Below are 22,232 nucleotides of genomic sequence, written 5' to 3'. Positions count from 1 at the left end.
TCAGCCGCCGCCCTGCCTGCCCCGAAGGGCTATGCGCCGCGCGTCCAGACCGCCCCGAAGGCTTCCCGTTCGATGTCTTCCAGCTTGGGCGAATGACCAGCCCACAGCACCAGCGCAGCCCCCGGCAGCGTGAGGGTCTGTTCCAGCTGGCGACACAGGTTCCAGCGGTCTTCGTCGTCGAGCCCCGGCAGTTCGACGAACACGATGTAGGCACGGCGCCACGGGAATTCGCGCAAGTTCTTGCGCACCAGCCAGGCCCGCGAGGCGGGCAGGCAACGCACGAGGTCAGCCCGCAGTTCGCCCAGCTCGTAGTCGTTGAGGTCGTGCCGCGAGATCTGGCTGAAAAACGGCGTGCCGGTGATCTCTTCCCAGGCGCGCTCCTCGGCCTCTTCTGCTTCCTTGAGGCGGCCGCGCCACAACTTCAGCGCCTCTTCATCGTGCGGGCCCGCGTCTGGATCTTCGAGCGAGGCCACGGCGCTCCTGGCCGCCCACCACCGGCTGGCCGCGCCGGAGCCATGCAAGCGCTCGAGCACGGCAAGGCGCGCCTCGCGATCGCTCGCGGGCAGCATCTGGGCCAGTCCCCGCAGCGCGCCGGGATGCTCCGGCGCGATCTGCAGGGCGCTCTCGTAGCGCAAGCGCACAGGAGCTGCCGGGTCAAGCCGCCGCTCGGAATCGGCCCATTCGACCATCTCGTCCGGCGTGTTGCGCTCGCCTCGCGCGGCCAGCACCGCGATGCGCTCGCGGATGCGCGCCCGGTGCGCGTGGTGCTGCTTCCAGTCGGCGGCATGGGCGCGGCGCCACTGGCTGTCGAAATACTCGATCCACTTCTTGCGGTCGGCCAGCAATTCGAGCGCCGGACGCATCGACCACTCGGGCATGGCCGCCTTCTGGCCGAGCGCCTCCAGACGGTCCCGCAAGACCGGGTGGGTGTCCTCCAGGTCGCTGACGCGGCGCATCGCCTCGCGCAACGCCTGGCGCGCGAAGTCGTCGCCGGGCGGCGTGCGCACGCGCTTGCGCAGGGCCGCGAACGGGCCCGGTGGCTGCGGCTCGTGCTCGGCGCGAGCCCAGTGCCAGGGCCAGAATTCGTTGGCGTACCAATTGCCCTTGATCGCGATCTCGGTCAGCGCGGCCGCCGCCACGGAACTGCCCAGCAGCCGGCCCGAGATGCGGTCGGCCTCGTACTCGTCCTGGCGGGCCAGCGCGAAAGTCTTGGCCGCGAAGCGCGGAAAGTACCAGCGGAAGAAGGCCTGCGAGAACAGCGCCATCACGCCTTCGTTGCGCTGCAGGTTGGCGTCGAGCTTGAGCCACGACAGCCGGGTGCGGTAGATCCAGGCACTCAGCTTGCCGTGATTGCCGCGGAGATGGCCGTACTCGTGCGCCAGCACCGACAGAAGCCGCCGCCGGTCGAGCATCATCAAGAGCGGCAGGCCGATGCTCAGCGAGTTGACCGCGCCGCCGAACAGCCCGAAGCGCGGCACCTGCCGGATGCTGGCGTTGAATTCGTCGTCGAGATAGACATGGTGGACCGGCGGCCCCTTGATCTTGCTGCGAATGCGGTCCAGCGCCTCGAAGAGTGCCGGCGCGTCTTCCCGATGGAGCTCGATGCCCTCAGGCTCGTCGAAGCGCACCCAGAGCGCACGCAACGTGGCCCACAGCAGGCCCGCGGCGAACAGCAGCAGCCAGCCCCGTGTGAAGTTGAATCGCACCTCCCCGATCGAGGAGAGCACCCAGGCAATGAGGCCCACCGAGAGCCCGAGGCAGCCCAGCACCCACAGGTAGCCGAGCGCGGCAAAGGCCGCGACGCTGCGTCGATAGCGCGCACTGTCGTCCGCACTGGCATGCTCGCTCAGTCGAACCAGGTGAACAAAATCAGCGCGATCCATCCGACTCCCGTCAAATCAAGCCCCGACAGTTTTTGAAGAAAGAAGCCCCCGTTGAACGACGAAGACCTCCCACCCCTGATCGAAACGCCCCTCGGCCGCTACCGCCATTACAAGGGCGGCGAATACGAAGTGCTCGGTACCGTGCGGCACAGCGAGACGCTGGAGCCGATGACGCTGTACCGCGCCCTGTATGGCGCCCATGGCCTCTGGGTCCGGCCAGCCGCCATGTTCGGCGAAACCGTCGAGATTGACGGCGTGCCCCGGCGAAGATTTATTCCGATCTAGCCAGTCAGGCTGCGCGCGCCCGTCCTGACTCAAAAGACTGCTACTTTTTCAGTAGCAATCCGCATTCCATCAACCGCAGCGGACGTCCGTTACGCGCCCGCGGGCGTCGACATCGAGATTGAGCCGTCCGCCATTGAGTTCCATCGTGGCCGCATCGCCAGGCTTCAGCACTCGCACGATTCCGGCGCCCGAGCGCACGCGGGCGGCGGCTTCGAGCTGGGGCGTCAGCGGCTGGCCTACGGCAAAGCGGGCGCCATCTGCGTTGCATTGGTAGACCGGTTCAGGCGGCGGCGCAGGTGCCGGGGCGGGCGCGGGCGCCGGAGCGGCACAGCCCGCCATCAGGGCAGCGCCGGCAACGGCCAACAGCAACGATTTGGTTTTCACTTTCTGGACTCCCGAAAACCCGCGAATATAAACAACTTTAAGGTTTGTGACTCAATGTATCTGACAACCATCCGGCGATGGCACGCGGATACAACAGATGCTCCTGCGCCAGGACCCGCCCGGCCAGGGTGGCCGCGGTGTCATCGGGCAGCACCGGCACGACGGCCTGCGCCAGGATCGGCCCGTGGTCGAGTTCGGTGGTCACTTGGTGGACCGTCACGCCCGCCACCTTGCAGCCCGCCTCGATGGCGCGCTGGTGCGTGTGGAGACCCGGAAACGCCGGCAGCAGCGAGGGATGGATATTCACCAGCCGACCTGCATAGCGGCCGACGAAGCCCGGCGTCAGGATGCGCATGAAACCCGCCAGCACCACCAGCGCCGGCGCATAGCCGTCGATCACCTTCGCCAGCGCCTCGTCGAAGGCCTCGCGGGAGGCGAAATCCTTGTGCGGGACCACCGCGGTGTCGATGCCGTGGGCCTTGGCGATCGCCAGCCCGCCGGCCTCGGCCTTGTTGCTCACTACAGCGGCAATGCGAGCGCCGAAACGCTCGGCCCAGCGGTCGCGCTCGGCGGCGCGCACGATGGCCGCCATGTTGGAGCCGCCGCCGGAGATCAGGATCACGATGTTCTTCATGGGAGGCGGGATTATCCGTGGCGCGTGTCTTGTCGCCGCGCGGACACCGATTCACAGCACGACCGTGCTAAAACTCGCAGTTCCGGAGACACACCGCGTCTGCGGTGAACCGATCAACACAGCGAGGCACGCATGGATTTGAGCTTCACACCCGAAGAACAGAAGTTCCGCGAAGAGGTTCGCGCCTGGGTCAAAGAAAACCTCCCCAAGGAGATTTCGCACAAGGTGCACAACGCGCTCGAACTGACGCGCGACGATCTGCAAGGCTGGGCCAAGATCCTCGGCAAGAAGGGCTGGCTGGGCTACGGCTGGCCCACCGAGTTCGGCGGCCCGGGCTGGACCGCCGTCCAGCGCCATCTGTTCGAGGAAGAAACCGCCCTCGCCGGCGCACCGCGCATCGTCCCGTTCGGCCCCGTGATGGTCGCACCGGTGATCATGGCCTTCGGCAATGCCGAGCAGCAGAAGCGCTTCCTCCCTGGCATCGCCAGCGGCGAAGTCTGGTGGAGCCAGGGCTACAGCGAACCCGGCTCGGGCTCCGACCTGGCGTCTGTCAAGACAAAGGCCGAGCGCAAAGGCGACAAGTACATCGTCAACGGCCAGAAGACCTGGACCACGCTCGGCCAGTACGGCGACTGGATGTTCAACCTCGTGCGCACCAGCAACGAAGGCAAGCCCCAGACCGGCATCAGCTTCCTGCTGCTCGACATGAAGTCGCCCGGCGTCACTGTTCGCCCCATCAAGCTGCTCGACGGCGGCCACGAAGTGAACGAAGTGTTCTTCGACAACGTCGAAGTGCCCGCCGAGAACCTGATCGGCGAAGAGAACAAGGGCTGGACCTACGCCAAGCACCTGCTCTCGCACGAACGCACCAACATCGCCGATGTGAACCGCGCCAAGCGCGAGCTCGAGCGCTTGAAGCGCATCGCCAGGAGCGAAGGCGTCTACGAAGACCATCGCTTCCGCGACGAGATCGCCAAGCTCGAAGTCGACATCGTCGCACTCGAGATGATGGTGCTGCGCGTGCTCTCCGCCGCCACCTCGGGCAAGAACTCGCTCGACGTGGCTGGCCTGCTCAAGATCCGCGGCAGCGAGATCCAGCAGCGCTACAGCGAACTGATGATGCTGGCCGGCGGCCCCTATTCGCTGCCGCTGATCCGCGAGGCGATGGAAGCCGGCTGGCAAGGCAACTTCCCGGGCGGCAACCCGGCGCTCGCGCCGCTGACGTCGACCTTCTTCAACATGCGCAAGACCACCATCTACGGCGGTTCGAACGAAGTGCAACGCAACATCGTCGCGCAGACGGTTCTGGGCTGAGGAGACACGCACATGGATTTCAATTTTTCCGACGACCAGGAACAACTGCGCGACGCCGTTCGCAAGTGGGTCGACAAGGGCTATGACTTCGAGCGCCGCCGCGGCATCGAGGCCAAGGGCGGCTTCTCTCGCGAGGCCTGGGACGAACTGGCCGAGCTCGGCCTGGGCGGCCTCTATATCAGCGAAGACGACGGCGGCCTGGGCATGGGCCCGGTGGCCGGCATGGTCGTCATGGAAGAGCTGGGCCGCGGCATCGTGCTGGAGCCCTTCGCGCAGACGCTGATCGCCGGTGCCGTGCTCAGCGGCTATGCCGCTGCCGACACCAAGGACAGCTGGCTGCCGCGCATCGCGGGCGGCCAGGTCATCGTGGTGCTGGCGTACCAGGAACGCAAGGCACGCTACCGCCTCGACGTGTGCGACGCGCACGCAGCAAAGACCGGCACCGGCTGGTCGCTGAACGGCGCCAAGAGCGTGGTGCCCGTGGGCGACGAAGCCGACGCTTATCTCGTGCCCGCCAAGGTCGACGGCAAGATCGCCCTCTTCCTGGTCGAGCGCAGCGCCAGCGGTGTCGAAGCCCGCGGCTACGGCACGCAGGACGGCGCCCGTGCCGCCGAAGTGGTGTTCGACAAGGCCGACGCCACTCTGGTGACGCTCGACGGCCTGGCCGCGCTCGAGTACGCCGTGGACGTCGGCATTGCCGCCACCTGCGCCGAAGCCGTCGGCGTGATGGACAAGACCGTGGCCGTCACCATCGACTACATGAACCAGCGCAAGCAGTTCGGCGTGACCATCTCCACCTTCCAGGCGCTGCGCCACCGCGTCGCCGACATGAAGATGCAGCTCGAACTCGCGCGCTCGATGAGCTACTACGCGACGCTCAAGCTCAACGCCCCGGCCGACGAGCGCCGCCAGGCGCTGGCCCGCGCCAAGTACCAGCTCGGCGTGTCGATGCGCTATGTGGCCGCCAACTCGGTGCAGCTGCACGGCGGTATCGGTGTGACCGACGAATACATCGGCAGCCACTACTTCCGCAAGCTCACGCAGATGGAAATGACCTTCGGCGACACGCTGCACCATCTGGGTGAAGTGTCGGCCCGCATGCAGGACACGGCTGGCGTCTTCGCCTGACGGACTTTTTCCCCTAGCATCCAACGCCCGCCCGCCTTCGCGCCGGCGGGCGTTTTCACTTGGAACCCAGAACTCCAGGAACCCAGGAACGAAACATGCAATCCCGCCGCACCCTTCTTCTTGCCATGGCCGTCACAGGGACAGCCGCCACAGCCATGCTGACCGCCTGCGCCACCTCCCCTACGCCTTCGTACACCGAGCGCCCACCCATCGTGTTCATGCACGGCAACGGCGACTCGGCCGCGCTCTGGCAGACGACGATATGGCGCTTCGAGTCGAACGGCTGGCCGCGCGACCGGCTCTTCACGGTCGACCAACCCAATCCGGTCGCGCGCGACGACGACGCCGTGGCCCAGCCCGGGCGCAGTTCGACCGGCGAGTCGGCGGTGTTCCTCAAGGCTGAAGTCGACAAGGTGCTGAAGGTGACGGGCGCCAGCAAGGTCGTGCTGATCGGCAACTCGCGTGGCGGCAACACCATCCGGAACTACGTGCAGAACGGCGGCGGCGCAGCAGTTGTGAGCCATGTGGTGCTGGGCGGCAATCCAGCGCACGGCATCTGGGCGGTGAAGGGCTTCCGCGAGAACAACGAGTTCTCGGGGCTGTCGGGCTTCATGCAGCAGCTCAATGCGCCGAAGGGACCGAACGGCGAGGAAGTCACGCCGGGCGTGAAATGGATGACCCTGCGCTCCGACAACAACGACAAGTACGCACAGCCTGACGGCGTGTGGATCGGCGCGCCCGGCAAGCCGACCAACATCGGCTTCGACGGGCCGGCGCTCAAGGGCGCGACCAACATCGTGCTGCCGCGCGTCGACCACCGCGAGACTTCGTTCTCGCCCGCCGCGTTCGCCGCGACGTGGCAGTTTCTGACCGGGCAGGCGCCGCGCAGCACGGATGTCGCGGCGGAGACGGATGTGGTGCTCAACGGCCGTGCGATCGGCGCGGAAAACCTTTCGCTGAACGGCGCGAAGGTGACCGTCTATGCCGTCGACCCCGCCACCGGCGCGCGGCTCGGCGAAGCCGTCTTCACCAAGTCCGTCGGCGCCGACGGCCGCTGGGGGCCCTTCAAGGCGCGCGGCGACGCGGCCTACGAGTTCGTCCTGGCCACGCCCAGCTACGGCACCACGCACATCTACCGCAGCCCGTTCCCGCGCAGCAGCAGCGTCGTGAACCTGCGGCCGGAGCGCGTCATACCCGCCGACAACGGGGCCAGTGCCGTCGTCGTGTTCACGCGCCCGCGCGGCTACTTCGACGCACAGCGCGACACCATGCGCTTCGATGGCAAGAGCCCGCCCGCCGGCGTGCCGCCGAAGGGGTCGGGCGTGTCGACATCGCGGCTGCGCATCGAGGGCGGCGGCGCGCCGCGTGCCGTGAGCGGCGAATTCAACGGCGAGCGCATCACGGGCCTGACCTGGCCGGCCGCGAGCGAACACACGACCGTGCTCGAGCTGACCTACTGAGGCACAGGCGGCCATGACCGACACGGACACCCCCTTCGTCCTGCAGGCGCGCGACGAGCGCGGCGTGGTCACGCTGACGCTGAACCGGCCGGCCTCGTTCAACGCGCTCTCGGAAGGCATGCTGGGCGCGCTCGAACAGGCGCTCGGCGAGATCGCGGCCGACGAGACCGTGCGCGCCGTCGTCATCGCTGCGGCGGGCAAGGCTTTCTGCGCCGGCCATGACCTGAAGGAAATGCGCGCCGAACCTTCGCTCGGCTACTACCAGCAGCTGTTCGAACGCTGCGGCGCGATGATGCTGTCGATCCAGAAGCTGCCAGTGCCCGTGATCGCGCGCGTGCACGGCATCGCGACGGCGGCAGGCTGCCAGCTGGTTGCGGTCTGCGATTTGGCTATGGCGTCGAGCGAGGCGCGCTTTGCGGTCAGCGGCGTGAACGTGGGGCTGTTCTGCGCCACGCCGAGCGTCACGCTCTCGCGCAACCTCGGCCGCAAGGAAGCCTTCGAGATGCTGGTGACGGGTGAATTCATCAGCGCGCAGGAAGCGCGCGAAAAGGGACTGGTCAACCGGGTGGCCCCGCCCGGAGAACTCGACGCGGCCGTCGAGACACTGGTGGCCAGCATCGTTGCCAAGCCCCGCCAGGCGCTCGCTTTGGGCAAGGCCCTGTTCTACCGCCAACTGGAAACCGGCATCGAGGCCGCGCTGGCCGACGCCAGCCAGACCATGGCCTGCAACATGATGGACGAGAGCGCGCTGGAAGGCGTTCAGGCCTTCATCGAGAAGCGCCCGCCCGACTGGAAGCGCTGAAGCTAGGTGTCGTGCAGCCGCGAGCTTTGCGGCAGGTGCGCCATCAGGAACTCCATCTGGTCGGCCAGGATGCGCCTGTTTCGCAGAATGAAATCTTCCCAGAGGCTGGGCACGTAGGGCGCGTACAGCAGCGGCATGTTCGCCTGTTCGGGCGTGCGGCTGCTCTTGCGGTGGTTGCACGGCTTGCAGGCCGTGACCACGTTCATCCAGGTGTCGATGCCCTTCTGGGCGAACGGAATGATGTGCTCGCGCGTGAGCTCGTCTTCGTGGAAGTGCCCGCCGCAGTACGCGCAGATGTTGCGGTCGCGCGAAAACAACTTGCTGTTGGTGAGCCCGGGCCGCTGCGCGAAAGGGTTGATGCGTGGCACGCCCTTGGTGCCGATGATGCTGTTGATCGCAATCTGCGACTGCTCGCCCGTGATCGCGTTGTGGCCGCCACGGAACACCGCCACCTGCGCGCCCACTTCCCAGCGAACTTCGTCCGCCGCATAGTGGATCACCGCCTGTTCCAGCGAAATCCATGACTGGGGCAGCCCTTGGGCCGACAGCTTCAAGACCTTCACACACGCCTCCTCGAAAAGTGAGAGAACACGGAAAGACCAGGGACACGGAGCGCATTGAAGACCGACGCCAATCAACGCACTACGTCACAATATACCGGCTTTGTGACAAATCGGCCTGATTCGCCCATTTGACGGGCGAAAGGCGCTATCAAAAAGATACTCACCAATGCAGGTTTTTCGCGGCTTCCGGCACCCGGGCGTAGCTCCTGCCTGCGCCCTCACCATTGGCAATTTCGACGGCGTGCACCGTGGCCACCAGGCCATGCTCGCGCTCTTGCAGACCGAGGCCCGCCAGCGCGGGCTGCCGAGTTGCGTGCTCACCTTCGAGCCCCACCCGCGCGACTATTTCGCCGCCATCACCAAGAAACCCGACCTGGCGCCGGCGCGCATCGGCACGCTGCGAGACAAGCTCAGCGAGCTGGCTGCCTGCGGCGTGGCGCAGACCATCGTGCTGCCATTCGACGGCAGGCTGGCCTCCCGGTCGCCCGAGGAATTCATCCAGGAGGTGCTGATCGACGGCCTGGGCGCGCGCTACGTGCTGGTGGGCGACGATTTCCGTTTCGGCGCCAAGCGGGCCGGCGACTACGCCATGCTTGATGCGGCCGGCGATGCCCGCGGCTTCGACGTGGCACGCATGAACAGCTACGAAGTGCACGGCCTGCGGGTTTCGAGTTCCGCCGTGCGCGAAGCGCTGGCCGAAGGCCGCATGGCCGACGCCCAGACACTGCTGGGCCGGCCGTACACCATCTCCGGCCATGTGGTCCATGGCCGCAAGCTCGGCCGGGCGCTGGGCGCCTCGGCGCCGGGCAAGGACGACGGTTTTCGCACCCTCAACCTGCGCTTCAAGCACTGGAAGCCGGCCGCCAGCGGCATCTTCGCGGTACTGGTGCACGGCCTGGCTGACCAGCCGCTGCCGGGCGTAGCGAACCTCGGCGTGCGCCCCTCGCTGGACGCCAACGACGTCAACGCCGGGCGTGTTTTGCTGGAGACGCATTGCCTGGAGTGGCCCTCCCATCTGGGCGCCGAAGGGGCCTACGGTAAAATCGTCCGCGTGGAACTTCTGCACAAACTGCACGACGAATTGCGCTACACCAGCCTCGAGGCCCTCACTGCGGGCATCGCGAAGGATGGCCGCGACGCGCGCGCGTTCTTTGCATCGACCCACGCCGAAACCCACCGCCAGACCACGCGCGACCGAATTTAGCCCTGCACGCACCGTGCTGCCGCCCTTCGACAAGCTCAGGGCGAACGGCTTTACCTTCCGCACCGACACGCTTCATGCAGTTCGGGCTGAGCCTGTCGAAGCCCCCTGTTTCGCACCCCAACATGTCTGACGCTGCTTCCCCCAAAGATTACCGTTCCACGCTGAACCTGCCCGACACCCCCTTCCCGATGCGCGGCGACCTGCCCAAGCGCGAACCGGGCTGGGTGAAGGAATGGAACGACGAAGGCCGCTACCACCGCCTGCGCGACGCCCGCCACGGCGCGCCCAAGTTCATCCTGCACGACGGCCCGCCGTACGCCAACGGCCAGATCCACATGGGCCACGCGGTGAACAAGATCCTGAAGGACATGATCACCAAGGCGCGCCAGCTCGAAGGCTACGACGCGCTCTACGTGCCCGGCTGGGACTGCCATGGCCTGCCGATCGAGAACGCCATCGAAAAGCAGTACGGCCGCAACCTGAGCCGTGACGAGATGCAGGCCAAGAGCCGCGCCTTCGCCACCGAGCAGATCGCCCAGCAGATGGTCGACTTCCAGCGCCTGGGCGTGCTGGGCGAGTGGGACCATCCCTACAAGACGATGGACTTCGCCAATGAAGCCGGCGAGCTGCGCGCGTTCAAGCGCGTGATCGAGCGTGGTTTTGTCTACCGCGGCCTGAAGCCGGTGTACTGGTGCTTCGACTGCGGCTCCTCGCTGGCCGAGTTCGAAATCGAATACGCCGACAAGAAGAGCCAGACCGTCGACGTGGCCTTCAAGGCGCACGAGCGCGAGAAGGTGCTCAAGGCCTTCGGCACCGACCACACGATCCTCGGCGACGTCTTCGCCGTGATCTGGACCACCACCGCGTGGACCATCCCGGCCAACCAGGCGATCAACCTGAACCCCGACCTCGAGTACTCGCTGGTCGACACCGAGCGCGGCCTGCTGATCCTTGCCAACTCGCTGGTCGAGATGTGCATGACGCGCTATGCGCTCGACGGCAAGGTGCTGGCCACGGTCAAGGGCGAGAAGCTCGGCGGCCTCGAATTCGAGCACCCGCTGTACGACGTGGATGCCGGCTACAAGCGCCTGTCGCCCGTGTACCTGGCCGACTACGCCACCGCCACCGACGGCACGGGCCTGGTGCACTCCTCGCCCGCCTACGGCGTGGACGACTTCAACTCCTGCATCGCCCACGGAGTGGCGTACGACGACATCCTGAACCCGGTGCAAGGCAACGGCAGCTACGCGGCCGACTTCCCGCTGTTCGGCGGCCAGAACATCTGGAAGGCCGTGCCGGAAATCATCGCCGCGCTGCGCGACGCCAACCGTGTGCTGACAAGCGAGACCATCACCCACAGCTACCCGCACTGCTGGCGCCACAAGACGCCGGTGATCTACCGCGCCGCGGCGCAGTGGTTCATCCGCATGGACGAAGGCGAAGGCGTGTTCACCAAGGACAAGGCGCCCAAGACACTGCGCCAGACCGCGCTCGACGCCATCGAGCAGACCAGCTTCTATCCGGAGAACGGCAAGGCGCGCCTGCACGACATGATCGCCGGGCGTCCCGACTGGTGCATCAGCCGCCAGCGCAGTTGGGGCGTGCCGATCCCGTTCTTCCTGCACAAGGATTCGGGCGACCTGCATCCGCGCACGATGGAAATCATCGACCAGGCCGCCGACATCGTCGAAAAGGGTGGCATCGAGGCCTGGAGCCGCGCCACGGTCGAAGAGATCCTCGGCGCCGAAGACGCGCCGCACTACACGAAGAGCACCGACATCCTCGAAGTGTGGTTCGACTCGGGCTCGACCTTCTCCCACGTGCTGCGCGGCACGCACCCCACCGTGCACCACGACACGGGGCCGGAAGCCGACCTGTACCTCGAAGGCCACGACCAGCATCGCGGGTGGTTCCACTCGTCGCTGCTGATCGCCTGCGCGCTGGAAGACCGCGCGCCGTACCGGGGCCTGCTGACGCACGGCTTCACGGTCGATGCCAAGGGCATCAAGATGAGCAAGTCGCTCAAGAACGGCATCGATCCGCAGGAAATCAGCAACAAGCTGGGTTCGGAAATCATCCGCCTGTGGGTGGCCGCGAGCGACTATTCGGGCGACATCGCTGGCGACGACAAGATCCTGGCGCGCGTGGTCGATGCGTACCGCCGCATCCGCAACACGCTGCGCTTCCTGCTCGCGAACACGAGCGACTTCGACGCCACCAAAGATGCGGTGCCGCTCGACCAGCTGTTCGAGATCGACCGCTATGCGCTGTCGCGCGCTGCGCAGTTCCAGGCCGAGATCCTCGCGCACTACAAGGTGTACGAGTTCCACCCGGTGGTGGCAAAGCTGCAGATCTACTGCTCGGAAGACCTGGGCGGCTTCTACCTCGACATCCTGAAGGACCGGCTCTACACGACGGCCCCGGGCTCGCTGGCTCGCCGCAGCGCGCAAACGGCGCTGTGGCACATCTCGCAAGCCATGCTGCGCTGGATGGCGCCGTTCCTCAGCTTCACAGCCGAGGAAGCATGGAAGTTCGTGAGCACCGGCAAGCCGGGCGAATCGATCTTCGCGCAAACCTACAGCCAGTTCGCCGCGCCCGACGAAGCCCTGCTCGCCAAGTGGAGCCGCATCCGCGAGATCCGCGATGCGGTGAACAAGGACATCGAAGCGGTGCGTGCCGAAGGCAAGGTCGGCTCGTCGCTGCAGGCCAATCTGCAGCTGACCGCGCCTGCCGACGACTTCGCGCTGCTGGGCTCGCTGGGCGATGACCTGAAGTTCGTCTTCATCAGCTCGGCCATTGCACTGGCCGCCGGTGAAGCGCTGTCGACGGTGGTGACGCCGAGCGCCGCGCAGAAGTGCGAGCGCTGCTGGCACTACCGCGACGACGTGGGCCACGATGCGGCACACCCGACGATCTGCGGGCGCTGCACGAGCAACCTGTTCGGCGCCGGCGAATCGCGGAGCGTTGCCTGATGGCCGCCACCCGCTCCATGTCTTCTGCATCGCGTTCGCGCGGCGGCAGCATCTGGCCGTGGCTCGGGCTGGCGGTGATCATCGTGATCATCGACCAGTTCACCAAGACGCTGATCCTGGGCTACTACAAGCTCGGCGACGCGACCTACGTGACGAGCTTCTTCAACGTCGTCCGCGCGCACAACACAGGGGCCGCCTTTTCATTCCTCGCGGATCACTCGGGATGGCAGCGCTGGCTGTTCACGATCATCGGCGTGGCGGCTGCGGTGTTCATCGTGTGGATGCTGAAGTCGCACGCGGGGCAGAAGCTGTTTTCGTTCGCCATGGCCTGCATCCTGGGCGGGGCCATCGGGAACGTGGTCGACCGGATGATGCACGGCTATGTCGTCGACTTTCTGAGCTTTCATGCTGGGAACTGGTACTTCCCGGCTTTCAATGCTGCGGACAGTGCGATCACGCTCGGGGCCATCTGTCTGATCCTGGACGAGATCCGGCGAGTTCGTCGGGGTAAGTGACTTTTTTGGGGCACCCGGCAGGCGGTACGGCGCGATCGGCCCCACTATGCCGGCCGCTTCGCGGCTTCCCTGCGGTGCTCGCGTTTCGCGGGGTCTCGCAGAACTCGCTTCGCTCAGACAGCTGCGAGCCCTGATCCGCGAAACGCTGCGCTCCTCGGCGGCACAGAGGGGCCGCCCACACCGCACCACCTGCCAGGCGCCTGTCGTGACGTGAATGCCGTCGCCCTCACCCCAGCCCTCTCCGAGAGGGAGAGGGAGCAAAACAATGCGCGGGCTTCAAGGAGTGGGGCTCAACAACTGCTCTGACCACGGCGGTGGGTGCTGTGCCCTTGGGTGGCCGTTGAGGCACCGCCGAGCAGCGCAGCGAGGGGCGGATCAGGGCTCGCCCTTGTCTGAGCGAAGCGAGTTTGGGCGAGACCCCGCCCGTCGTGAGCAGCGCAGGGAAGCCCGAAGGGCCGGTGACGTCGGCCGTCCAAGGGCACAGCACCCACCGCCGAGCCCACAAACACAAAGCCCTCTCGGGTTTCTCCCGCTTTCTCGCGATGTCATAACAAAGTCATACTGCGGCGGTCCAATGTAATCGATTACATGAACACCGCACGATGAGCATTCAAGCCGTTGCAGCCAAAGCCGGGGTCTCCGTGGCCACCGTCTCGCGCGCCTTCAATTTCCCCGACAAGGTGACGCCTGCCACGCGCGAGCTGGTGGAGCGTGTGGCGCGCGAACTCAACTACGTGCCGAATGCCAGCGCGCGCACCTTGCGCACCCAGCGCAGCCGTGTGCTCGGCGTGGTGCTGCCCACGCTGCTGAACCCGACCTTCGCCGAGTGCCTGCAAGGCATTGCGCGCGCAGCCGTCGCGGGTGGCTACGCGATCATTCCCGTCACCACGGGCTACAAGCTCGACGAAGAAGAGCGTGCCGTTCATCTGCTGCTGGCCGGCAATGTCGACGGGCTGATCCTCGTGGTGTCGAACCCCTCCACTTCGGCTGCCCTGCCCCGCCTGCAGGCAGCCGGCGCGCCCTATGTGCTCGCCTACAACCGGCACCCGGACCACCCTTGCGTATCGGTCGACAGCGAAGGCGCGGTGGCCGACGCGGTCACGCGCCTCGTGCTGCTGGGCCACCGCCGCATCGCCATGGTCAGCGGCACGCTCGCCGCGTCGGACCGAGCGCAGCAGCGCTACCGCGGCTACCTGAAGGGCATGACCGAGGCCGGGCTCGCGGCGCCCGCGCTCATCGAAGTGCCCTTCGTCGAAACGGCCGTCGATGCGCTCTCCAGCCAGCTGCAGGCACGCAACCGCCCTACCGCGCTGATCTGCTCCAACGACCTGCTGGCCATTCGCAGCATCCGCGCCGCGCATCTCAGCGGCCTGTCGGTGCCCGGCGACCTCAGCGTCGTCGGCTTCGACGGCATTGCGCTCGGTGAAGACCTCACGCCCGCGCTTACCACCATCACCCAACCCAACAGCGACATCGGCCGCCACAGCGTAGAGCTGCTGATTCAGGCCATGGCCAGCGGCGCCACGCTGCAGGCCGATGCGAGCCTGCTGCTTCCCCATGCCTTCCGAGACGGCGAGTCGTGCGCTTCGGTGCACGAAGACAACAACGCCGCCATTTCACGACCCTGACCACTTCTCGTTCTTTGCCTACATCCATCCAAGGAGCTTCTTCATCATGTCTCTTCGCTTCCACCGCATGGCCCGCCTCGGCCTGCTCGCCGCCACGCTCGTCGCCGGCAGCGCCATGGCGCAGACCGCCATTTGCTACAACTGCCCGACCGAATGGGCCGACTGGGGCACGCAGCTGAAGGCCATCAAGGCCAGGACCGGCGTCACCGTGCCGCCCGACAACAAGAACTCGGGCCAGTCGCTCGCTCAGATGGCGGCCGAGAAGGCCAGCCCCGTGGCCGACGTCACCTACCTCGGCGTGACCTTCGCGGTGCAGGCAGCCAAGGACGGCCTGGTCGAGCCCTACAAGCCGGCCGCATGGAAAGACATTCCCGACGGCCTGAAGGACCCGGCCGGCAACTGGTTCACCATCCACTCGGGCACGCTCGGCTTCATGGTCAACGTCGATGCGCTCAAGGGCAAGCCGATTCCGAAGTCGTGGGCCGACCTGCTCAAGCCCGAATACAAGGGCCTGATCGGCTACCTCGACCCCGCCTCGGCCTTCGTCGGCTACGTCGGCGCGGTCGCGGTGAACGAAGCGCGCGGCGGCACGCTCGACAACTTCAAGCCGGCCATCGACTACTTCAAGGCGCTGCAGAAGAACGAGCCCATCGTGCCGAAGCAGACCTCGTACGCGCGCGTGCTGTCGGGCGAAATCGCGATCCTGCTCGACTACGACTTCAACGCCTACCGCGCCAAGTACAAGGACAAGGCCAACGTCGCCTTCGTGATCCCGAGCGAAGGCACGCTGGCCGTGCCCTACGTGATGAGCCTTGTCGCCAAGGCTCCGCACGCGGCCGACGCGAAGAAGGTGCTCGACTTCACGCTTTCCGACGAAGGCCAGGCGATCTGGGCCAAGGCCTACCTGCGGCCGGTGCGCGCCAATGCGATGCCCAAGGAGATCGAGGCGCAGTTCCTGCCCGCGAGCGAATACGCCCGCGCCAAGAGCGTGGACTACGGCCGCATGGCCGCAGCGCAGCGCGCCTTCTCCGACGAGTACCTGAAGGAAGTCCGCTGAGCGGACGCCACGCGCGATGACGCAAGCCACTCTCTCCAACGCGTCCAACGCCTGGAACCCGCGCTGGCGCCTGCTGGCCTGCGTCGCGCCCGCGGCCGCCTTCTTCGCGGCCTTCTGGCTGCTGCCGGTGGTGCGCCTGCTCACGCTGCCGGCCGACAAAGGCTGGGCCACCTATTTCGCCGTTCTGACCGATGCGCGCTACCTCACGAGCATGGCCAACACGGTCGCGCTCTCGGTGGCCGTGACGCTGGCCACGCTGGTGCTGGGCGCGGCCGTCGGCATCTACCTGGCGCGCCATGCCTTTATCGGCAAGCGTGTGCTGCTGTCGCTGCTCACGCTGCCGCTGTCGTTTCCGGGCGTGATCATCGGCTTCTTCGTGATCCTGCTGGGCGGGCGGCAAGGCGTGGTGGCCGACATCGGCGACAGCCTGTTCGGCGAGCGCATCACCTTCGCCTACGGCCTGCTCGGGCTGTTCCTGGCGTACCTGTATTTCTCGCTGCCGCGCGCCATTGCCACTTATGCAGCGGCGGCCGAGTCGATGAACACGCAGCTCGAAGAAGCGGCGCGTTCGCTCGGCGCCTCGCGGCTGCGAGTGGCGCGCGACGTGTGGATGCCCGAACTCGCGCCCACCACGCTGGCCTGCGGCGCCATCCTGTTCGCCACCTCGATGGGCGCCTTCGGCACGGCCTTCACGCTGGCCAGCAAGTTCGAGGTGATCCCGATCACCATCTACAACGAGTTCACCAACTACGCCAACTTCGCGCTCGCCGCGTCGCTGTCGATCTCGCTGGGCATCGTGACCTGGCTGGTGCTGTTCGTGGCGCGCCGCTTCGGCGCGAACCCCGTCGCACGTTGAGACCCACGCACATGCGCAAGAACACACAACCGAAGGCCCCCTTCCTGCTCGCCGTCACGGTGATCGTGAGCCTCTTCATGATCGCGCCGATGTTGCTGTCGGTGATGGCGGGGCTCGTCAACAACTACAGCGCCGGGCTCAAGAGCGGTCTTACGCTGCGCTGGCTCGGCGAGGTGTGGGAGAACTACGGCGGCACCGTCGGCTGGTCGCTCGCGCTGGCCGTGGCCTGCGTCGTCGGCACCGTGCTGCTGGGCGTGCCCTGTGCCTATGCGCTGGCGCGCAGCCGCTCGCGCGCCGCGCGCATCTTCGAAGAGCTGCTGACACTGCCGGTCGCGGTGCCGGGCCTTGCGACGGCGCTGGCTTTGATCCTCGCCTACGGCCAGCTCACTGCCTTTCGCCAGAGCTTCGCCTTCATCCTCGTCGGCCACATGATCTTCACGCTGCCCTTCATGGTGCGCACCGTGAGTTCAGCCTTCCAGCGCGACGACCTGCTTGCGCTCGAAGAGGCCGCACGCTCGCTGGGCGCCAACTTCCGCCAGCGCTTCATGGGCATCCTGGTACCGGCCGTGTTCCCGGCCATCGTGGCCGGCAGCCTGATGGTGTTCACGCTGTCGGTGGGCGAATTCAACCTCACGTGGATGCTGCACACGCCGCTCACCCGCACGCTGCCCGTGGGCCTGGCCGACAGCTATGCCTCGATGCGCATCGAGATCGGATCGGCCTACACGCTGGTCTTCTTCGCCGTCATTCTTCCGGTGCTGTGGGGCCTGCAGTACCTTGCCAACCTGATGCAGAAACGCCATGGAACTTGAACGCATCCCCGTCGACATTACGAACTGCGCAAAGACCTACGCAGACGGCACGCGCGGCCTGCAGCCCACCGACCTGAAGGTCGAGGCTGGCGAGGTGCTCGCGCTGCTGGGCCCTTCGGGCTGCGGCAAGACCACGCTGCTGCGGCTGATCGCGGGGCTGGAAGCGCCCGACGCGGGCAGCCGCATCGTGTTCGGCGGGCAAGACGTCACGCAGCGCCCGGTCGAGCACCGCGGCGTGGGCATGGTGTTCCAGAGCTACGCGCTCTTTCCGCAGATGACGGTGGCGGCCAACATCGGCTACGGCCTGCGCATTCGCGGCGTCTCGCCCGATGAGGAAAAGCGCAGCGTCGGCGAGTTGGTCGACCTGGTGCGCCTGGGCGGCCTGGAAAACAAGCGCCCCGCCGAACTCTCCGGCGGCCAGCGCCAGCGCGTGGCCCTGGCGCGCGCCGTGGCCGTGCGCCCGCGCGTGCTGCTGCTCGACGAGCCGCTGGCCGCGCTCGACGCCAAGCTCAAGGAATCGCTGCGCGACGAGCTGGCCGAGCTGCTGCGCCGCCTGCACATCACGGCCATCCACGTCACGCACGACCAGCAGGAGGCGCTCGCCATCGCCGACCGGCTCGCGGTAATGCGCGCCGGCCGCATCGTGCAGGTGGGTCGTGGCGAAGACCTGTACCGCGCGCCCGCGCACCCCTTCGTCGCCGAGTTCCTGGGCCGTGTCAACCGCCTCGAGCGCGAGGCCGATGCCATCGCGCAAGGTGTTGTCCGACTCGGTGGATCAACCGTGCCCTGCCCGGGCGCGTGGCAAAGCCATGCGATGCTGCTCGTGCGGCCTGAAGACATCGAGGTCAGCGCACCGCAGCCCGATTGGGGCGCCGCCACCGTCGAGCGCCGCACCTTCCTCGGCGACCGCGTGCAGTTGCACCTGCGCCTGCAAGACCAGCCCGTGCTGGTGGCCGATGTAGGGCGCGACAATCCCTTCGGGCCGGGCGACGCGGTGGGTCTTCGCATCCACCCCGACCGGCTGATGACGTCGCAGGAGACAAGCGCATGACGACAACTCAGAGCAAGAACACCGTCCTGGTCCAGCTGACCGACCTGCACATCCGCGAGCCGGGCCGGCTGGCCTACGGCCGCATCGACACCGCGCCGTACCTCGAACGCGCCGTGCAGTCGGTGCTGGCCCTGCGCCAGCAGCCCGACGCAGTGGTCGTCACCGGCGACCTGACCGATTTCGGCCGCGCCGCCGAGTACGAGCACCTCGCCCGCCTGCTGGCTCCGCTGACCATGCCGGTCTACCTGATGCCCGGCAACCACGACGACCGCGACCAGCTGCGCCGCAGCTTTCCCGGCCATGCCTACATGGGCACCGGCGCCGATACAGACGGCTTCATCCAGTACTCGGTGCGCGTCGGCGACCTGCGCCTGCTCACGCTCGACACCTGCGTGCCCGGCGCCAGCCACGGCTCGCTGTGCGAGAAGCGGCTGGCCTGGCTCGAGGCACAGCTCGACGCCTGCCGCGACGAGCCCGTCGTGGTCGCCATGCACCACCCGCCCTTCGAAACGCTGATCGGCCACATGGACGAGATCGGCCTGCTTCAGGGCGCCGACGCGCTCGAAGCCCTGCTTGCGCGCTACAGCAACGTCGAGCGTGTCATCTGCGGCCACCTGCACCGTGCCATCGACGTGCGTTTCGGCGGCACCATCGCCTCGACCTCGCCGGCGCAGGCCCATCAGGTCTGCCTGGATCTGGCCCCGGACGCGGACTCGGCCTGGACACTGGAGCCGCCTTCATTCCGGGTGCACGCGTGGTCAGCGCGCGGACGCCGGCTCGTCACCCATCTCGCGGCATCAGGCAGCTTCGAAGGCCCCTATCCTTTCCACGACAACGGAGCGCTGATCGACTGAAGCGCTCACTTGTGGAAAATGGGGTCGAAACGAACCAGAACGAAAAGGATAGAACCCGACCCCCATGAAGCATCTCCTGAATCTGCTGGCGGCCGTGGCCCTGCTGGTATGGGGCACGCACCTGGTCCGCACCGGCGTGCTGCGTGTGTTCGGCGCCAACCTGCGCAAGATCCTCGTGCAGAGCATGCGCAACCGCTTCACGGCCGCCCTCTCGGGCATCGGCGTGACGGCCCTGGTGCAGTCGAGCACCGCCACCTCGCTCATGACCTCGTCCTTCGTCGGGCAGGGCCTGGTTACGCTGCCGGCGGCGCTGGCGGTGATGCGGGGCGCCGACGTGGGCACTGCGCTGATCTCGGTGCTGTTCTCGGCAGACCTGTCGTGGCTTTCGCCAATGTTCATCTTCGTGGGCGTGGTGCTGTTCATCACGCGCTCGGCCACCGTGGCGGGGCGCGTCGGCCGGGTGCTGATCGGGCTCGGGCTGATGCTGCTGGCGCTGCAGCTGGTGGTGGAGGCGACCGAGCCGCTGTTCTCCTCGCCGGCCGTGCGCGCGCTGCTCGCATCGATCAGCAGCGACGTGCTGCTTGAAATCACCATCGGCTCGGTGCTGGCCATCGTGGCCTATTCGAGCCTCGCGGTGGTGCTGCTGGTCGCGGCCATGGCCACGTCGAACGTGGTGCCGCTGGACGTGGCGCTCGGCCTGGTGCTCGGCGCCAACCTGGGCAGCGGCCTGCTCGCAGTGCTGACCACGGCCAAGTCGGCGGTGGCCGTGCGGCAGGTGACTGTGGGCAACCTGCTCTTCAAGGCACTGGGCGTGGCCGTCGTCGCCCCCTTCATCGGGCTGTGGATCCGTTATGTGCAGCCGCAGCTGCCCAACCAGACGCACGGGGTCGTGCTGTTCCACCTGGCGTTCAACATCGTGATCAGCGTGGGGTTCATCGGCCTCACGCAGTGGGTCGCCAAGCTGGTAACGCGCATGCTGCCGGTGCCGCAGCAGCCGGCCGGCACATCACGGCCGCATCACCTCGATCCATCGGCGCTGTCGACGCCCTCGCTCGCCATTTCGAATGCCGCGCGCGAGGCGCTGCACCAGGCCGACATCGTGGAGACCATGCTGATCGGCACACTCGACGTGATACGCCACAACGACCTGCGGCTCGCGCAGGAACTGAGGCAGCTCGACGACACGGTGGACGAGCTGTACTCGGCCATCAAGTACTACATGACCCGCATCTCGCGCGAGGCGCTGGGCGAAGAGGAAAGCCGGCGCTGGACCGACATCATCAGCTTCACGATCAACATGGAGCAGATCGGCGACATCATCGAGCGCGTGATCATCGACGTGGAAGACAAGAAGATCAAACCGCAGCGCAACTTCTCTGAAGCGGGCATGGCGGAAATCGTCGAGCTGCACGGGCGGCTGGTCGCCAACCTGCGGCTGAGCATGAGCGTGTTCCTGAACGGCAACGTGCGCGATGCGCAGAAGCTGCTCGAAGAGAAGGTGCGCTTCCGGAACCTGGAGCGGGCCTACGCCACGACCCACCTGGACCGGCTGTCGGACCGCACGACGCTGAGCATCGAGACCAGCTCGCTGCACATCGACCTGATCAGCGACCTGAAGCGGATCAACTCGCACATCTGCTCGATTGCGTATCCGATCCTGGAGTCGGCCGGAGCACTGGCGCCCAGCCGGCTGAGGGAATCCCGACTGGGAAAGATCGAGGGCTGACCGACTAGTCGGCCTGCTCGGCCGTCTTCAGCACGGAAGCCTCGCGCCCCCGCCGCGCATACCGCTGCGCCAGCACGGCGCACACCATCAGCTGCATCTGATGGAACAGCATCAGCGGCAGCACGATCGCGCCCACCGCGTGCGAGGCGAACAGCACCTTCGCCATCGGTATGCCGCTGGCCAGGCTCTTCTTGGAGCCACAGAACACGATCGTGATCTCGTCCTCGGTATCGAAGCCCAGCTTGCGCGCCAGCAGGGTCGTGAGGCTCAGCGCCAGCCCCAGCACCACCGCGCACACCACCAGCAGCCCGACCAGCGCATGCGCGGGCACCTGCTTCCACAACCCCTCGATCACGGCCGCGCTGAATGCCGTGTAGACGACCAGCAGGATCGAGCCCTGGTCGACGAACTTCAGCACCGCGGCGCGGCGCTGTATCCACTTGCCGATCAACGGCCGCAGCAGATGCCCCGCCACGAACGGCACCATCAACTGCAGCAGGATGCGTCCGATCGAGTCCAGCGACGAGCTCGCATGGCCGCCGTTCGGCAGCACCACCAGATTGACCAGAATCGGCGTGATGAACACACCCAGCAGCGTGGAGGCCGACGCGCTGCAGATGGCGGCGGGCATGTTGCCCCGAGCCATCGCCGTGAAGGCGATCGCCGACTGCACCGTGGCGGGCAGCACGCACAGATAGAGCACGCCGGTGTAGAGCTCTGGTGTCACCAGCGGCAGGAGCAGTGGCTTGAGTGCCAGCCCGAGCATGGGAAACAGCACGAAGGTGCTGCCGAACACCAGCAGGTGCAGCCGCCAGTGCGTGAGCCCGTTCAAGATCGCCTCGCGCGACAGCTTGGCACCGTGCAGGAAGAACAGCAGCCCGATGGCAGCGGTCGTGAGCAGCTCGAAGAAATGCGCCACCTTGCCGCTTGCAGGCAGCAGGCTGGCAAAGGTCACGACCGAGAGAAGCGCGAAGGTGAAGTTGTCGGGAAGAAAGCGGGGGCGGGACATGTTGCAACTTGGGGCGCTGCGCGCGTTGCAGGCGCGCAGGCCGACTCAGCAGGGGAATGTGTGATTTCCGCGCATGAATCTCGTCGCCAATTTGC

Annotated in this window: 20 protein-coding genes; 15 read left to right on the top strand and 5 right to left on the bottom strand. The window is 66.7% G+C overall.

Features of this window, described 5'->3' with window-relative positions; all coding sequences use genetic code 11:
• Nucleotides 1-29: 29 nt before the first annotated feature.
• Nucleotides 30-1,883, bottom strand: a complete 1,854-nt coding sequence (locus tag ACN9MV_RS07390; protein ID WP_097199893.1) for a M48 family metallopeptidase — start codon at nucleotides 1,881-1,883, stop codon at nucleotides 30-32.
• Nucleotides 1,884-1,934: 51 nt separating this feature from the next.
• On the opposite strand from ACN9MV_RS07390, the gene ACN9MV_RS07385 reads away from it, so the two are divergent.
• A complete protein-coding gene (locus ACN9MV_RS07385) occupies nucleotides 1,935-2,168 on the top strand; it encodes a DUF1653 domain-containing protein (RefSeq protein ID WP_093048960.1) in 234 nt (77 codons plus the stop codon).
• Nucleotides 2,169-2,237: 69 nt separating this feature from the next.
• Here the strand turns inward: ACN9MV_RS07385 and ACN9MV_RS07380 are convergent, their stop codons facing one another.
• Complete coding sequence (locus tag ACN9MV_RS07380) at nucleotides 2,238-2,552, bottom strand: I78 family peptidase inhibitor (protein ID WP_093048957.1); 315 nt, start codon at nucleotides 2,550-2,552, stop codon at nucleotides 2,238-2,240.
• 37 nt (nucleotides 2,553-2,589) lie between these two features.
• On the bottom strand, nucleotides 2,590-3,186 hold the full coding sequence (purN, locus tag ACN9MV_RS07375; protein ID WP_093048954.1) for a phosphoribosylglycinamide formyltransferase: 597 nt from the start codon (nucleotides 3,184-3,186) through the stop codon (nucleotides 2,590-2,592).
• 132 nt (nucleotides 3,187-3,318) lie between these two features.
• Here purN and ACN9MV_RS07370 point away from each other — a divergent pair, with 132 nt between their 5' ends.
• The 4 genes from ACN9MV_RS07370 to ACN9MV_RS07355 all read left to right on the top strand — a co-directional run bounded on the left by ACN9MV_RS07370 (nucleotide 3,319) and on the right by ACN9MV_RS07355 (nucleotide 7,890).
• Nucleotides 3,319-4,500, top strand: coding sequence for an acyl-CoA dehydrogenase family protein (locus ACN9MV_RS07370; protein WP_093048951.1), 1,182 nt, complete (start codon nucleotides 3,319-3,321; stop codon nucleotides 4,498-4,500).
• 12 nt (nucleotides 4,501-4,512) lie between these two features.
• A complete protein-coding gene (locus tag ACN9MV_RS07365) occupies nucleotides 4,513-5,628 on the top strand; it encodes an acyl-CoA dehydrogenase family protein (RefSeq protein WP_093075753.1) in 1,116 nt (371 codons plus the stop codon).
• Nucleotides 5,629-5,723: 95 nt separating this feature from the next.
• Nucleotides 5,724-7,088, top strand: coding sequence for an alpha/beta fold hydrolase (locus ACN9MV_RS07360; RefSeq protein WP_093048945.1), 1,365 nt, complete (start codon nucleotides 5,724-5,726; stop codon nucleotides 7,086-7,088).
• A gap of 13 nt (nucleotides 7,089-7,101) precedes the next feature.
• Nucleotides 7,102-7,890 (top strand): enoyl-CoA hydratase, encoded by a 789-nt coding sequence (locus ACN9MV_RS07355; RefSeq protein ID WP_426391719.1) that lies wholly within the window; start codon nucleotides 7,102-7,104, stop codon nucleotides 7,888-7,890.
• A gap of 2 nt (nucleotides 7,891-7,892) precedes the next feature.
• On the opposite strand, the gene ACN9MV_RS07350 is transcribed toward ACN9MV_RS07355, so the two are convergent.
• Nucleotides 7,893-8,453: an HNH endonuclease gene (locus ACN9MV_RS07350; RefSeq protein WP_093048940.1), complete on the bottom strand. Its 561-nt coding sequence runs from the start codon at nucleotides 8,451-8,453 to the stop codon at nucleotides 7,893-7,895.
• 166 nt (nucleotides 8,454-8,619) lie between these two features.
• Here ACN9MV_RS07350 and ACN9MV_RS07345 point away from each other — a divergent pair, with 166 nt between their 5' ends.
• From ACN9MV_RS07345 to ACN9MV_RS07300, 10 genes are all read left to right on the top strand, one after another.
• Nucleotides 8,620-9,657: a bifunctional riboflavin kinase/FAD synthetase gene (locus tag ACN9MV_RS07345; RefSeq protein WP_093048937.1), complete on the top strand. Its 1,038-nt coding sequence runs from the start codon at nucleotides 8,620-8,622 to the stop codon at nucleotides 9,655-9,657.
• Nucleotides 9,658-9,779: 122 nt separating this feature from the next.
• Nucleotides 9,780-12,629, top strand: a complete 2,850-nt coding sequence (gene ileS / locus ACN9MV_RS07340; RefSeq protein ID WP_426391717.1) for an isoleucine--tRNA ligase — start codon at nucleotides 9,780-9,782, stop codon at nucleotides 12,627-12,629.
• A complete protein-coding gene (gene lspA / locus ACN9MV_RS07335) occupies nucleotides 12,629-13,144 on the top strand; it encodes a signal peptidase II (RefSeq protein WP_093048934.1) in 516 nt (171 codons plus the stop codon). The genes ileS and lspA overlap by 1 nt, the downstream gene beginning before the upstream one ends.
• Before the next feature lie 602 nt (nucleotides 13,145-13,746).
• Nucleotides 13,747-14,772, top strand: a complete 1,026-nt coding sequence (locus ACN9MV_RS07330; RefSeq protein ID WP_426391714.1) for a LacI family DNA-binding transcriptional regulator — start codon at nucleotides 13,747-13,749, stop codon at nucleotides 14,770-14,772.
• A 46-nt stretch (nucleotides 14,773-14,818) separates the two neighbouring features.
• Complete coding sequence (locus tag ACN9MV_RS07325; RefSeq protein WP_354337374.1) at nucleotides 14,819-15,829, top strand: ABC transporter substrate-binding protein; 1,011 nt, start codon at nucleotides 14,819-14,821, stop codon at nucleotides 15,827-15,829.
• A gap of 16 nt (nucleotides 15,830-15,845) precedes the next feature.
• Nucleotides 15,846-16,685, top strand: coding sequence for an ABC transporter permease (locus ACN9MV_RS07320; protein ID WP_093048924.1), 840 nt, complete (start codon nucleotides 15,846-15,848; stop codon nucleotides 16,683-16,685).
• Nucleotides 16,686-16,696: 11 nt separating this feature from the next.
• A complete protein-coding gene (locus ACN9MV_RS07315; RefSeq protein ID WP_093048921.1) occupies nucleotides 16,697-17,497 on the top strand; it encodes an ABC transporter permease in 801 nt (266 codons plus the stop codon).
• On the top strand, nucleotides 17,487-18,548 hold the full coding sequence (locus ACN9MV_RS07310; protein WP_426391713.1) for an ABC transporter ATP-binding protein: 1,062 nt from the start codon (nucleotides 17,487-17,489) through the stop codon (nucleotides 18,546-18,548). The genes ACN9MV_RS07315 and ACN9MV_RS07310 overlap by 11 nt, the downstream gene beginning before the upstream one ends.
• Entirely contained in the window at nucleotides 18,545-19,402 is an 858-nt protein-coding gene (locus tag ACN9MV_RS07305; RefSeq protein ID WP_426391712.1) for a phosphodiesterase, read from the top strand. The genes ACN9MV_RS07310 and ACN9MV_RS07305 overlap by 4 nt, the downstream gene beginning before the upstream one ends.
• A 64-nt stretch (nucleotides 19,403-19,466) precedes the next feature.
• Nucleotides 19,467-21,128, top strand: a complete 1,662-nt coding sequence (locus ACN9MV_RS07300; protein ID WP_093172362.1) for a Na/Pi cotransporter family protein — start codon at nucleotides 19,467-19,469, stop codon at nucleotides 21,126-21,128.
• 4 nt (nucleotides 21,129-21,132) lie between these two features.
• Here the strand turns inward: ACN9MV_RS07300 and ACN9MV_RS07295 are convergent, their stop codons facing one another.
• Nucleotides 21,133-22,137: a bile acid:sodium symporter family protein gene (locus ACN9MV_RS07295; RefSeq protein WP_354337378.1), complete on the bottom strand. Its 1,005-nt coding sequence runs from the start codon at nucleotides 22,135-22,137 to the stop codon at nucleotides 21,133-21,135.
• Nucleotides 22,138-22,232: the final 95 nt, after the last annotated feature.

Origin of the sequence: Variovorax sp. R-27, assembly GCF_049913215.1 — a bacterium.
In the GTDB taxonomy this organism is placed as follows: Bacteria; Pseudomonadota; Gammaproteobacteria; order Burkholderiales; family Burkholderiaceae_C; genus Variovorax.
This window is presented reverse-complemented; position numbering and strand designations above follow the sequence as displayed.

Bases quoted from the DNA above. Each gene is read 5' to 3' on its own strand.
- ACN9MV_RS07315 (WP_093048921.1), top strand. From the start codon at position 16,697: ATGCGCAAGAACACACAACCGAAGGCCCCCTTCCTGCTCGCCGTCACG.
- ACN9MV_RS07390 (WP_097199893.1), bottom strand. From the start codon at position 1,883: ATGGATCGCGCTGATTTTGTTCACCTGGTTCGACTGAGCGAGCATGCC.
- ACN9MV_RS07305 (WP_426391712.1), top strand. From the start codon at position 18,545: ATGACGACAACTCAGAGCAAGAACACCGTCCTGGTCCAGCTGACCGAC.
- ACN9MV_RS07325 (WP_354337374.1), top strand. From the start codon at position 14,819: ATGTCTCTTCGCTTCCACCGCATGGCCCGCCTCGGCCTGCTCGCCGCC.
- ACN9MV_RS07320 (WP_093048924.1), top strand. From the start codon at position 15,846: ATGACGCAAGCCACTCTCTCCAACGCGTCCAACGCCTGGAACCCGCGC.
- ACN9MV_RS07355 (WP_426391719.1), top strand. From the start codon at position 7,102: ATGACCGACACGGACACCCCCTTCGTCCTGCAGGCGCGCGACGAGCGC.
- ACN9MV_RS07295 (WP_354337378.1), bottom strand. From the start codon at position 22,137: ATGTCCCGCCCCCGCTTTCTTCCCGACAACTTCACCTTCGCGCTTCTC.
- ACN9MV_RS07365 (WP_093075753.1), top strand. From the start codon at position 4,513: ATGGATTTCAATTTTTCCGACGACCAGGAACAACTGCGCGACGCCGTT.
- ACN9MV_RS07330 (WP_426391714.1), top strand. From the start codon at position 13,747: ATGAGCATTCAAGCCGTTGCAGCCAAAGCCGGGGTCTCCGTGGCCACC.
- purN (WP_093048954.1), bottom strand. From the start codon at position 3,186: ATGAAGAACATCGTGATCCTGATCTCCGGCGGCGGCTCCAACATGGCG.
- ACN9MV_RS07360 (WP_093048945.1), top strand. From the start codon at position 5,724: ATGCAATCCCGCCGCACCCTTCTTCTTGCCATGGCCGTCACAGGGACA.
- ACN9MV_RS07310 (WP_426391713.1), top strand. From the start codon at position 17,487: ATGGAACTTGAACGCATCCCCGTCGACATTACGAACTGCGCAAAGACC.
- ACN9MV_RS07300 (WP_093172362.1), top strand. From the start codon at position 19,467: ATGAAGCATCTCCTGAATCTGCTGGCGGCCGTGGCCCTGCTGGTATGG.
- ACN9MV_RS07345 (WP_093048937.1), top strand. From the start codon at position 8,620: ATGCAGGTTTTTCGCGGCTTCCGGCACCCGGGCGTAGCTCCTGCCTGC.
- lspA (WP_093048934.1), top strand. From the start codon at position 12,629: ATGGCCGCCACCCGCTCCATGTCTTCTGCATCGCGTTCGCGCGGCGGC.
- ACN9MV_RS07370 (WP_093048951.1), top strand. From the start codon at position 3,319: ATGGATTTGAGCTTCACACCCGAAGAACAGAAGTTCCGCGAAGAGGTT.
- ileS (WP_426391717.1), top strand. From the start codon at position 9,780: ATGTCTGACGCTGCTTCCCCCAAAGATTACCGTTCCACGCTGAACCTG.